Source organism: Mycolicibacterium frederiksbergense (assembly GCF_012223425.1).
Lineage (GTDB): Bacteria > Actinomycetota > Actinomycetes > Mycobacteriales > Mycobacteriaceae > Mycobacterium > Mycobacterium frederiksbergense.
Map to the genome: position 1 here is coordinate 3,430,507 of NZ_CP038799.1, position 11,863 is coordinate 3,442,369.

Below are 11,863 nucleotides of genomic sequence, written 5' to 3' on the forward strand. Positions count from 1 at the left end.
GCGCCACCGGCCTTCGCTGCGCGGGTCAAGATACAAAGATGGCAGCTAGCCCCCAGGGTCTGTGTGAGTTCATCGACGCCTCGCCGTCGCCGTACCACGTGTGCGCCACCGCGGCGCAGCGGCTGACGGCCGCGGGGTACCGCGAACTGTTCGAGGCGGACGCCTGGCCCGCCGCGGGCAGATTCTTCACCATCCGCGCGGGTTCACTGGTGGCGTGGGACTCCACCACCCCGGAGGTGCCGTTCCGGATCGTCGGCGCGCACACCGACAGTCCGAACCTGCGCGTCAAGCAGCACCCGGACCGGGTGATCGCCGGCTGGCAGGTGGTGGCGCTGCAGCCCTACGGCGGAGCGTGGCTGAACTCCTGGCTGGACCGCGACCTCGGGATCAGCGGCCGGCTGTCGGTGGTCTCCGCGGAGGGTCTTGTCGACCACCGGCTGGTCCGCATGGACGACCCGATCCTGCGGGTCCCGCAGCTGGCCATCCATCTCTCCGAGGACCGCAAGGGTGTCAGCCTCGACCCGCAGCGCCACGTCAACGCGGTCTGGGGAGTCGGCGACCGACGGTCCTTCCTCGGCTACGTCGCCGAGCGGGCCGGGGTCGACGAGTCCGCGGTGCTCGGCTTCGACCTGATGACCCACGACCTCACCGCATCGGCGATCACCGGGGCCGACGGGGATTTCATCAGCGCACCGCGGCTGGACAACCAGGCCACCTGCTATGCAGGGTTGGAAGCGCTGCTGGCCGCGCCCGCCACCGCGCACGTACCGGTGCTGGCGCTGTTCGACCACGAGGAAGTCGGCTCGCAGTCCGATCACGGCGCCCAGTCCGATCTGCTGTTGACGGTGCTGGAGCGCATCACCCTGGCCGGCGGCGGTGGGCGGGAGGACTTCCTGCGCAGGCTGTCCGCGTCGATGGTGGCCTCGGGGGACATGGCGCACGCCACCCATCCCAACTATCCGGAGCGACACGAGCCCGGCCATCAGATCGCGGTGAACGGCGGCCCGGTGCTCAAGGTGCAGCCGAATCTGCGCTACGCCACCGACGGCCGGACGGCGGCGGCGTTCGCCCTGGCCTGCCGGCAGGCCGGCGTGCCGCTGCAGCGCTATGAGCACCGCGCAGATCTGCCGTGCGGGTCCACCATCGGGCCGATGACCGCGGCGGGCACCGGCATCCCGACCGTCGATGTCGGCGCCGCGCAGCTGGCCATGCACTCGGCCCGCGAGGTGATGGGTGCGGCCGATGTCGCGGCGTACTCGGCGGCGCTGGCGGCCTTCCTGGCTCCCGCCTAAGGCATGTCGATGGTGGTGGTGACCGCCACCAGCTGCGGGTCGGTGGGGGCCGAGGAGAACCCGAACCGCACCGGCGGATCCAGGTCGGCCAGCCGGCCCAGCGGCACCTCGCCGAACCGCCCGGACAGTGCAGCGATGCGCCGCGAGCGTCGCACCCCGTAGTACTCGCGTCGCCCGCCGCCCGCGGTTCCGGCGGTGTGCACTCCCGGCGCCAGCAGCCCGGCGACCGGATTGATGACCCGCAGCCACCACGGTGCGCTCGCCAGTGGCCCGGGAACCAGGCGCAGCAGCCGGTCGAACCGTGCCGGGCCGCCCAGCTCGACGGTGACATCGAGGTCCGCCGCGGTGACGGTGAGCCGATCGGCCGCCAGCTCCGCGGTGACCGCGCCGACCCGCACGTCGTCGAACGCGTAAGTGTCCGAGACGAACTCGGCGACCTCCGTGGTGGGTGCGAGCAACAGCCGCTGATCGTCGGCGGTCTGGACCATCACATCGGCGAAGGCCCCGAACGGGGAGGACTGCCACACGCCGACCACCATCCGGATACCCGCATCGGTCCCGAAGCCGGCGATGTGGCCGCTGAAGGCAAGTCGTGTGCGCACATGTCGATTGTGCCTAGATCTCCGAAGCGCTGTAGCGGATGACGTTCTCCACCACGATCCCGTCGCGGGTGCGCACCCGGTCCATCCCGCGGATCGTGATCGGGCCGGATGCGGTCGTCCCGGTGCCGGTGTAGTGCAGGAACACCAGCTCCTCGCCCGCAGTGGGGCCCGGGACCGTCGCGCTGTCCACCAGCGTCAGCCGCAGGTCGGGGACGGCGGTCACCAGCTCGGCGATCTTGCCGACGTAGGCGGTGCGCCCACGCACCGGCGACGGGGCATCGGGCCAGTGCCCGACGATGTCCTCGGCCAGCAGCCCGGCCACCCGGGCGGGATCGGGCGCGGTCCAGAACGCCGCCCAGGTGTCGGCGGTGAACTTCGGTGCGGTGGGTGTCTGTGTCATGCCCGACAGCCTGCGGGGGCGGGGACGAATCCTCAATTACCCGGGAGGTAGTCGGTGCCCTGTCCTAGGGTTGGGCCATGGCATTGAGTGTGGAGATGATCACGTTCGATTGTGTGGATCCCGACGGTCTCGCCGACTGGTGGTCCAAGGCGGCCGGCGGTGACGTGAACGCCGTGGCGCCAGGCGAATTCGTCATGGTCACCAGCGAGGGGCGGCCCGCGCTGGGCTTCCAGCGGGTACCCGACCCGACTCCGGGAAAGAACAAGGTTCACCTGGACTTCCATTCCGCGGACAAGGAGGCCGAAGTTGCCCGGCTGGTCGCTCTCGGCGCTACCGAGACCGGGCGCAACAGCTTCGGCGACGAGTTCCAGTGGGTGGTGCTGGCCGACCCGGAAGGCAACGCCTTCTGCGTCTCCGGCGGCTAACTTCGGCTCGGTTTGCCCGCTTCACTAGACTGTTCGCGTGACGCTGGAGCCCACTGCACAGACCGATACCGTCGAGCGGGCAGCCGCCACCCCCGACCAACCTCAGCCCTTCCGTGAGCTGGGTCTCAAGGATGACGAGTACCAGCGCATCCGCGAGATCCTGGGCCGCCGCCCCACCGATGCCGAACTGGCCATGTACTCGGTGATGTGGAGCGAGCACTGCTCCTACAAGTCCTCCAAGGTGCACCTGCGCTACTTCGGTGAGACGACCACCGACGAGATGCGGGCCGGGATGCTGGCCGGTATCGGTGAGAACGCCGGCGTGGTGGACATCGGCGACGGCTGGGCGGTCACCTTCAAGGTCGAGTCGCACAACCACCCGTCCTACGTGGAGCCGTATCAGGGCGCGGCCACCGGTGTCGGTGGCATCGTCCGCGACATCATGGCGATGGGCGCCCGCCCGGTCGCCGTGATGGACCAGCTGCGCTTCGGCGCCGCCGACGCCCCCGACACCCGTCGCGTGCTCGACGGCGTGGTCCGCGGCATCGGCGGCTACGGCAACTCGCTGGGCCTGCCCAACATCGGCGGTGAAACCGTCTTCGACGCGTCCTACGCGGGCAACCCGCTGGTGAACGCGCTGTGCGTCGGTGTGCTCCGCAAGGAGGACCTGCACCTGGCCTTCGCGTCCGGCACCGGCAACAAGATCATCCTGTTCGGCGCCCGTACCGGCCTGGACGGCATCGGCGGCGTGAGCGTGCTGGCCAGCGAGACCTTCGGCGGTGACGAGGGATCCGGCCCCGGGCGCAAGAAGCTTCCCGCGGTGCAGGTCGGCGATCCGTTCATGGAGAAGGTGCTCATCGAGTGCTGCCTGGAGCTCTACGCCGCCGACCTGGTGGTCGGCATCCAAGATCTCGGTGGTGCCGGACTGTCCTGTGCCACATCGGAACTGGCGTCCGCCGGCGACGGCGGCATGCGGGTGGAGCTGGAAGCGGTACCCCAGCGCGCCGCCGACATGACCCCGGCGGAGATCCTGTCCTCGGAGTCCCAGGAGCGCATGTGCGCGGTGGTGACACCGGAGAACGTGGACAAGTTCATGGCCGTCTGTCGCAAGTGGGATGTGCTGGCCAGTGTCATCGGAGAGGTCACCGACGGTGACCGCCTCGAGATCACCTGGCACGGTGAGACAGTCGTGGACGTGCCGCCGCGCACGGTGGCCCACGAGGGCCCGGTCTATCAGCGGCCCGTCGCGCGGCCGGACACCCAGGACGCGCTGATCGCGGACACCTCGGCCAAGCTGCCCCGGCCGGCCACCGGCGACGAGCTCAAGGCGACCGTGCTTGCGCTGCTGGGCAGCCCGCACCTGTGCAGCCGGGCCTTCATCACCGAACAGTACGACCGCTACGTGCGCGGCAACACCGTGCTCGCCGAGCATGCCGACGGGGGCGTGCTGCGCATCGACGAGGCCACCGGGCGCGGCGTCGCGATCTCGACGGACGCATCCGGGCGCTACACCCAGCTCGACCCCTACGCCGGTGCCCAGCTGGCGCTGGCCGAGGCCTACCGCAATGTCGCCGTCACCGGCGCCACCCCCGTCGCGGTCACCAACTGCCTGAACTTCGGCTCGCCGGAGGATCCGGGTGTCATGTGGCAGTTCTCCCAGGCGGTCCGCGGGCTCGCCGACGGGTGTGCGGCGCTGGGGATTCCGGTTACCGGTGGCAATGTCAGCTTCTACAACCAGACCGGCAGTACACCGATCCTGCCCACCCCGGTGGTGGGTGTGCTGGGCGTCATCGACGATGTCACCCGCCGCATCCCGACCGGACTCGGCAACGAACCCGGCGAGACGTTGCTACTGCTCGGTGACACCCGCGACGAGTTCGACGGCTCGATCTGGGCGCAGGTGACCGGCGACCACCTCGGTGGCGTGCCACCGCAGGTCGACCTGGCGCGCGAGAAGCTGCTGGCCGAGGTGCTGACCGCGGCCTCACGGGACGGATTGGTCTCGGCCGCACACGATCTGAGCGAGGGCGGGCTCATCCAGGCCGTCATCGAGGCATCCCTGGCGGGGGAGACCGGCAGCCGCGTGGTGCTGCCCGAAGGTGTGGACCCGTTCGTCTACCTCTTCTCCGAGTCGGCGGGCCGCGTCCTGGTCGCGGTACCGCGTACCGAGGAGAGCCGGTTCCGGGCCATGTGCGAGGCGCGTAGCCTGCCGGTGACCCGCATCGGCGTGTCCGACGAAGGTAGCCAGTCGATCGAAGTGCAGGGCCAGTTCACCGTGACGCTCGCCGAACTGCGGGCCACCTCCGAGGGCGTGCTGCCCGGGTTGTTCGGGTGATTGACCGGACCACATTCCGGCACCCGTTACTGGTGTGGGCCTGGAGTCTGGTCCGACTCGATTTCGTCGGCATACCCGTCGGCGCATTGTTCTTCTGCCTGTCCCTGACCCCGTCGCTGCTGCCCAGGGACTGGCTGTTCGCCGGGCTGATCGGCGGTATCAACGCCGCCATCGGTTACGGAATAGGCGTGTTGATTCGGAAAGTGCTGCACCGCTTCGTGTTACGGGACCGGTCGTGGTGGCCGCCGAGCACATCGGCGTTGCGGGTGGCCAAGGTCGTGGTGGTGGCGGGCGCGCTGACGGTGCCCGTGTTCATCGTGATCCCGGCCGCCCGGTGGCAGCGCCAGGTATCCGCGCTGATGGGCATCGAGGGTCCGGCTACGTTGGGCTATCTGCGGACGGTGTTGCTGGCCGTCCTGGTCGGTGCGGCCTGCATCGCCGTGTGGCGTGTGCTGGCCGATCTGGTGAAGCTCATCGCCCGCCTGCTGATCCGCCGGTGGCGGCTGCACAGCGAGGTGGCCTTCTTCATCGGCACCGCGATCATCGCGGTGCTGTTCGTGATGACGGTCAACGGCGTGCTGTACCGCGGGTTCCTGCTGGGCGCCAGCCAGGTCTTCCAGCCGCAGAACTCCACCAGCATGGCTGGTGTCGTCCAGCCGATGGAGCCCGAGAAATCCGGTAGTCCAACATCATTCGCGTCCTGGGATTCGCTCGGCTTTCAGGGGCGCAACTTCGTGGCGGGCGGGCCGCGCGCCGCCGAGCTCACCCGGCTCAACGGTGCGCCCGCGCTGGAGCCGATCCGGGTGTACGCCGGGCTGCAGACCGCAGACACCGACGAGAGCCGGATGGCGGTACTGCTCAGCGAGTTGGAACGCACCGGGGCCTACGAGCGCGAACTGCTCGTCATCATCCCGACGACCGGCACGGGCTGGGTCAACCCGGTCGCCGCGCGCGCCGTCGAGTCCATGTACAACGGCGACACCGCACTGGTCGGCATGCAGTATTCGTATCTGCCCAGCTGGATTTCGTTCCTCGGCGACCGGCAGAAGTCCGTCGAGTCGGCCCGGATGATGATCGACGGTATCCACCGGCGGTGGTCGGAGCTGCCGGAGAACGACCGGCCGAAACTGGTGCTGTACGGCGAGAGCCTGGGCTCCTACGCCGGTCAGGGCGCTTTCGGCTGGCTACCCGATATCGCCGAGATGGACTTCTCGGGGGTGCTGTGGGTCGGTCCGCCACACGAGAGCTCGTTGTGGAGCGGGCTGGTGCTGCGCCGCGACCCGGGCACCCCGGAGGTCGAACCGCGCTACGACAACGGCAGCACGGTGCGCTTCTCGCAGGCGGCCGACCCGTCCGACGTGCAGCGGGTCGCCGCCCCGCCGTGGAGCGGCACCCGGGTGCTGTTCCTGCAGCACGCTTCCGACCCCATCGTCTGGTGGTCGCCGAATCTGCTGTTCTCCCGGCCGGATTGGCTGCGGGAGCCGCCGGGTGCCGACCGGACCGCGTCCATGCGCTGGTACCCGATCGTGACGTTCTGGCAGGTCAGCGCAGATATGACGAATGCGGCGGGGGTGCCGGAAGGCCACGGGCACAACTACTCCGACACCGTGCTCGACGGTCTGGTGGCCATCGCCGCACCGGATGGGTGGACGCCGGCCGACACCGAGCGCATCCGCCACGACCTGGATGACAAAGCGGGCGTGGACGGCCCGGAGATCTAGACGTCTCGGATATCGGCCACCAGCTCGTGCGGATCGGTGTCCGGGTCGTCGATCCCGAAGCTGATGATGCGGGTGGGGGTGATCCTGATGATGCCGGCGTCGAGCTCGTCTCCGGACTTGCCCGCGGCGGGTTGCGTCCAGGCCTGCTCGGCGGTGCCCCGGATCTCCAGGCAGCGCACCCGCCACGGATCGCGGGAGGCGATATCGTCCACCACGAACGCCACCTTCGGGTGGTGTGCGATGTTGCGCCATTTCTGACTGGCCGACATGCGGTACCCGGCGATGTCGATGGTGCCCAGATCGGCGTTGTAGCTGAATCCGACCGGACTGTTCTGGGGTGTGCCGTTGCGTTGTACGGTCGCGAGGCGGCCGAGATCGGTCCGGTTCAGGAAATCGATCTCGTGCGGTTTCATGGACATGCCGCCACCGTAGAACCTCAATGTACGTTGAGGTCAAGGGCTCAGGGATTGATGGTGGGCGCACCGATCTGGCGGCCCCACACGTACTCGGTGAAGATCGGCTGGCCCAGCTCGAAGTGGTTGTAGGGCGCAATCGACAGCCCGGTGTCCATCACCAGATACGGTGCCGGCCACAACTCGCGGGTGATCTTCTGCCAGCACCCCGGTCGCCCGCCCGGCCCGCCGCGGGCATTCACCCGCGGCAGATTGTCCGGGAACACATAGGTATTGGGCACACCCATGCCGAAGATCGTGCCCGCCGAGGCCAGCGAGTACCCGTTGTCACCGCCGAACACCTCGGCCATCAGCGGGGCGGCGTCGTGGTAGTTGCGAATGGTGCAGAACAGTTGTGGGCTGTAGTAGTCGAACAATTCGGAGGTGGGGATCAGGTCCTGCGCACCACGGACCAGGTACGGGCCGCCCCGGTCCAGGATGTCACCGGCGGTACCACTGATTCCGATGGCCGCCATGAGCGCGTCGTCGACCGCTGCGCGCTGATCGTGCAGGGTCGCTGCGGTCAGTGCGGCCGCAGCGAGTCCGTCGAACAGATCGGGTGCGGCGTCGGCGTAGCTATCGGCCAGTGCGGTCAGGCCGCGCAGATCACGTCGGAACCGCGGCATCTGGGCGTTGAGGCGTTCCAGGATCGCGTTGCCGTCGGTCACCGACTCGCCGAACCTGGTGCCCATCCCGTCGAGCGCCTGTGCCGCCGCGGTCAGGGTCTGGTTCAGCTTCACCGGGTCGACGCGCTCCGAGATCGCCATGAGCGTCTCGAAGAGGGTGTTGAACTCGGTGCTCACCCAGGTCGCGGTGATCTCGGTGCCGGCCGTCATCCGTTGGGGTGAAGGGTTTTCCGGTGAGCGCAGCGCGATGTACTTGTTGCCGAACACGGTGCTGGCGTTGATGTCGGCACTGACGTTCGCCGGGATGAGGTGAAGATACCTCGGGTCGACCTGCAGCGTCAGCCGGGCATGCGGACTACCCGCGATGCTGGTCGCCGTGATGTCGCCGACCCGGCCGATCTCCACACCGTTGAGCGTCACCTTGGATCCCGGGTCGACGACCAACCCGGCCCGCGGCGATATCAGCGTGAGATCGGTGCGTAAGCGGAAATCGCCTCGGAACTGTCCCCAGATCAGCGCGGCGCCGACGATCAGCAGGATCAGGGCGATGGCGCCGACCGTCTTGTACGGCGGTGCCGCACGGTCGACGACAGCCACTTTGCGACACTAAACCGATGGTGGCCCGTCGCACTGCGGATCCGGCAGAGACACGCGCCGCGGTGCTCGCGGTGGCGCAGTGGTTGCGCGACGAGTCCGCGCCGGCACCGGCGCGTGACGAGCTGGCCGCCGCGGTGCGCCTCACCGCGCGCACGCTGGCCGCGATGGCGCCGGGCGCCAGCGTCGAGGTCCGGGTCCCGCCGTTCGTGGCGGTGCAGTGCATCGAAGGGCCCCGGCACACCCGGGGCACACCTCCCAATGTCGTGGAAACCGATCCGCGCAGCTGGCTGTTGCTGGTCACCGGGCTGATCGGCCTCGACGCGCCGGCGCTGCACATGTCGGGTTCACGCGCCGCCGAGATCGCCCACTGGCTGCCGCTGCTGACGCTGGATTCCTAACGGAAGTACGGATACTCCTGCACCCAGTGGAACCCACGGTTGCGCAGCGTGAAGCTCGACAGGTCGACCTCGCGCAGCGACATGCTGACGGGGCGTCCCTCCAACTGCCCGGCCAGCTCCAGGCGGTCCGGTGCCGGATGGGTGACGCGGAAGTCGGCGAACGGCGCCGGATCCGGCACGACGGCGGTCTTCCCGTCCGGCGGCGGCAGCGGCGCGGTGACCGTGAGGTGCCCGCCGTCCACCTGCGCGGGCGCGTCCCGCAGCGTGCCGTCCATCAGCTGGAAGGTGATCAACCCGGGCCGGTCGACGACGAGGTGGTTCCACCGGAACCGATCGGTGGTCAGCGGGGGCGCCACCCGCCCATCGACGCTGAACTCGGAGACCGCCCAGATGCCGTACAGCTCCGGCTTGGGCCGTCCGTCGCCGTACTCATGCCAGGACTGCCAGCCCACGACGACGAGACCGATGCTGACCCAGATGCCCAGACCCACCTGCACGGCCGTCGCGATACCGTTGGTGCGCTGCCCGGTGAACAGCTGCGGTGCACGCACCGGTTCCGAACGGCGTTCCAGCACAAGAACATCGGCCAGCCGTCGGAGATGAGGTGCGAGCAGCACCAGACTGATCAGCAGCAGGTGGGAGGACAGAATCTTCACCGGCACGTCGAAGGCCATGTTCATCAGGAAGACCTGCCCCATGCTCAGCGCGCTGAGCAGCGCGCCCAGCACCGCGGTCCGGGGCCAGAACAGCAGCAGTCCCGCGGCGACCTCCACCGCGCCCAGCGCCATCTCGTAGGGATGCGAACTGCCGACCTGCAGCCACAGCACCGACATCGGGCTGAACTGCCCGAACGGCTGTAGCAGTGCCGACAGTGGCGGGGCAGGCATCTGGGTGGGGATGAGCTTCGCGAAACCGTAGAACAGCATCTGCCCGCCCAGGCACAACCGCAGGAAGACGGTGAACCAGGCGGCCAGCTTGGTGTACTGGGTGCGCCGCCGGTCCAGCACCGACCACACCGCGGTACCGATGAGCGCGATCAGCAGCAGGCAGGCCATGGACACCCAGATCGCGGCCTGGTCCCCGCTGCCCGACCCGGGACGCAGGGTCGCGTCGACCCCGAACAGCGTGCGGCCCATCCAGCCGGTGGCCGGCGCGGTCAGCAGCATCTGCCACATCACCGCGCCCGCGGGCAGCCAGATCGCCAGGATGCCGGCGAACGCGTAGGTGATCTGGGCGAACCACAGACAGAACAATCCGAAGTACAGGAAGCAGAACCGGAATGCGACGCGCGTCACTGGATGCCACACGTCGCCCCACGGTAGTCGGTGGGAATGTAGACCCCCGGCTCTGCGGTTGGCTCAGGGGACGACGAAAACCGGCGTCCGGTTGAGTTATTCGGGCCGGATGACCGTAGACTGGGCCACGTCACCCACAGCCCCCAGGGAGCAGCCATCGTGACCTTCGAGCCTGTCGTGCCGGAAGAGAACGAGCCAAAAGAGGAATGCGGCGTCTTCGGCGTCTGGGCCCCGGGCGAGGATGTGGCCAAGCTCACCTATTACGGCCTTTATGCGCTACAGCACCGTGGCCAGGAGGCGGCCGGCATCGCCGTCGCCGACGGCTCCCAGGTGTTGGTGTTCAAGGACCTCGGTCTGGTCAGCCAGGTATTCGACGAGCAGACCCTGGCCGCCATGCACGGCCATGTCGCGGTCGGGCACTGTCGCTACTCCACCACCGGCTCGACCACCTGGGAGAACGCCCAGCCGGTCTTCCGGAACACCGCCGCAGGAACCGGGGTGGCGTTGGGCCACAACGGCAATCTGGTCAACACCGCCGAATTGGCCACCCGGGCCCGCGACGCGGGGCTGATCGAGACCCGCGGCGCCCCGGCAGCCACCACCGACTCCGACATCCTGGGCGCGCTGCTGGCGCACGGCGCCGCCGATTCCACGCTGGAGCAGGCCGCACTGGAACTGCTGCCCACCGTGCGTGGCGCGTTCTGCCTGACCTTCATGGACGAGAACACCCTCTACGCCGCCCGCGATCCACACGGCGTGCGCCCGCTGTCGCTCGGCCGGCTGGACCGCGGCTGGGTGGTCGCCTCCGAGACCGCGGCCCTGGACATCGTCGGCGCCTCGTTCGTCCGCGATATCGAACCGGGCGAGCTGCTGGCCATCGACGCCGACGGCGTGCGCTCCACCCGCTTCGCCAACCCCACCCCCAAGGGCTGCGTCTTCGAGTACGTCTATCTGGCCCGGCCCGACAGCGTCATCGGCGGCCGTTCCGTACACGCCACCCGCGTCGACATCGGACGCCGACTGGCCGCCGAGAACCCGGTGGAGGCCGATCTGGTGATCGGTGTCCCGGAGTCGGGGATACCGGCCGCGGTCGGGTATGCGCAGGGTTCGGGCATCCCTTACGGCCAGGGGCTGATGAAGAACGCCTACGTCGGCCGCACCTTCATCCAGCCCTCGCAGACCATCCGTCAGCTGGGCATCCGGCTGAAGCTGAACCCGCTCAAGGAAGTCATCCGCGGTAAACGGCTGATCGTGGTCGATGACTCGATCGTGCGCGGCAACACCCAACGGGCGCTCATCCGGATGCTGCGCGAGGCGGGTGCGCTCGAGGTGCACGTGCGGATCGCCTCCCCGCCGGTGAAGTGGCCCTGTTTCTACGGTATCGATTTCGCCACCCCGGCCGAACTGATCGCGAACGCGGCGAGCAACTCCGCCGACGAGGACGAGATGCTCGAAGGCGTGCGGCGCGCGATCGGCGCCGACACCCTCGGGTACATCAGCCACCACGGCATGGTCGCGGCGACCGAACAGCCGGCCACCCGGCTGTGTTCGGCATGCTTCGACGGCAACTACCCGATCGAGCTGCCCGGCGAGACCGCGCTGGGCAAGAACGTCATCGAGCACATGCTGGCCAATGCGGCACGCAACGGCATCCCGCTGGAATCGGTCAAGGCGGGCGGCGACAACGCCGACGCGCTGCGGCGACCCTGACGGCACCGCG

Annotated in this window: 11 protein-coding genes; 6 read left to right on the forward strand and 5 right to left on the reverse strand. The window is 68.9% G+C overall.

The window, feature by feature from the left end; translation table 11 throughout:
• Positions 1 to 38: 38 nt before the first annotated feature.
• Positions 39 to 1,292 carry a M18 family aminopeptidase gene (locus EXE63_RS19590; RefSeq protein ID WP_168143295.1) on the forward strand — a complete coding sequence of 418 codons (1,254 nt, stop codon included), beginning with the start codon at positions 39 to 41 and terminating at the stop codon, positions 1,290 to 1,292.
• On the opposite strand, the gene EXE63_RS19595 is transcribed toward EXE63_RS19590, so the two are convergent.
• Both EXE63_RS19595 and EXE63_RS19600 read right to left on the reverse strand, forming a co-directional pair.
• A complete protein-coding gene (locus EXE63_RS19595) occupies positions 1,289 to 1,894 on the reverse strand; it encodes a hypothetical protein (protein ID WP_234904187.1) in 606 nt (201 codons plus the stop codon). The genes EXE63_RS19590 and EXE63_RS19595 overlap by 4 nt on opposite strands.
• 13 nt (positions 1,895 to 1,907) lie before the next feature.
• Complete coding sequence (locus tag EXE63_RS19600; protein WP_168143296.1) at positions 1,908 to 2,294, reverse strand: nuclear transport factor 2 family protein; 387 nt, start codon at positions 2,292 to 2,294, stop codon at positions 1,908 to 1,910.
• Between the two features lie 77 nt (positions 2,295 to 2,371).
• Between EXE63_RS19600 and EXE63_RS19605 the strand changes: the two genes are divergently transcribed.
• Genes EXE63_RS19605 through EXE63_RS19615 form a run of 3 tightly spaced genes read left to right on the forward strand, consistent with a single transcriptional unit; the run spans position 2,372 to position 6,775 of the window.
• Positions 2,372 to 2,719, forward strand: a complete 348-nt coding sequence (locus tag EXE63_RS19605; protein ID WP_168143297.1) for a VOC family protein — start codon at positions 2,372 to 2,374, stop codon at positions 2,717 to 2,719.
• A 37-nt stretch (positions 2,720 to 2,756) separates the two neighbouring features.
• Complete coding sequence (gene purL / locus EXE63_RS19610; RefSeq protein WP_168143298.1) at positions 2,757 to 5,054, forward strand: phosphoribosylformylglycinamidine synthase subunit PurL; 2,298 nt, start codon at positions 2,757 to 2,759, stop codon at positions 5,052 to 5,054.
• Entirely contained in the window at positions 5,051 to 6,775 is a 1,725-nt protein-coding gene (locus tag EXE63_RS19615) for an alpha/beta hydrolase (protein WP_168143299.1), read from the forward strand. The genes purL and EXE63_RS19615 overlap by 4 nt, the downstream gene beginning before the upstream one ends.
• Here the strand turns inward: EXE63_RS19615 and EXE63_RS19620 are convergent.
• Together EXE63_RS19620 and EXE63_RS19625 are read right to left on the reverse strand one after the other, a co-directional pair.
• Positions 6,772 to 7,194: a PPOX class F420-dependent oxidoreductase gene (locus EXE63_RS19620; protein WP_168143300.1), complete on the reverse strand. Its 423-nt coding sequence runs from the start codon at positions 7,192 to 7,194 to the stop codon at positions 6,772 to 6,774. The genes EXE63_RS19615 and EXE63_RS19620 overlap by 4 nt on opposite strands.
• Positions 7,195 to 7,235: 41 nt before the next feature.
• Positions 7,236 to 8,450, reverse strand: a complete 1,215-nt coding sequence (locus EXE63_RS19625; protein WP_168143301.1) for an MCE family protein — start codon at positions 8,448 to 8,450, stop codon at positions 7,236 to 7,238.
• 17 nt (positions 8,451 to 8,467) lie between these two features.
• Between EXE63_RS19625 and EXE63_RS19630 the strand changes: the two genes are divergently transcribed.
• Positions 8,468 to 8,848 (forward strand): sterol carrier family protein, encoded by a 381-nt coding sequence (locus EXE63_RS19630; RefSeq protein WP_168143302.1) that lies wholly within the window; start codon positions 8,468 to 8,470, stop codon positions 8,846 to 8,848.
• Here EXE63_RS19630 and EXE63_RS19635 read toward each other — a convergent pair.
• Entirely contained in the window at positions 8,845 to 10,143 is a 1,299-nt protein-coding gene (locus EXE63_RS19635; RefSeq protein ID WP_234904188.1) for a DoxX family protein, read from the reverse strand. The two genes, EXE63_RS19630 and EXE63_RS19635, sit on opposite strands and share 4 nt — an antisense overlap.
• Positions 10,144 to 10,302: 159 nt before the next feature.
• On the opposite strand from EXE63_RS19635, the gene purF reads away from it, so the two are divergent.
• Positions 10,303 to 11,853 carry an amidophosphoribosyltransferase gene (purF, locus tag EXE63_RS19640; RefSeq protein WP_168143304.1) on the forward strand — a complete coding sequence of 517 codons (1,551 nt, stop codon included), beginning with the start codon at positions 10,303 to 10,305 and terminating at the stop codon, positions 11,851 to 11,853.
• The last annotated feature ends 10 nt before the right edge of the window (positions 11,854 to 11,863 follow it).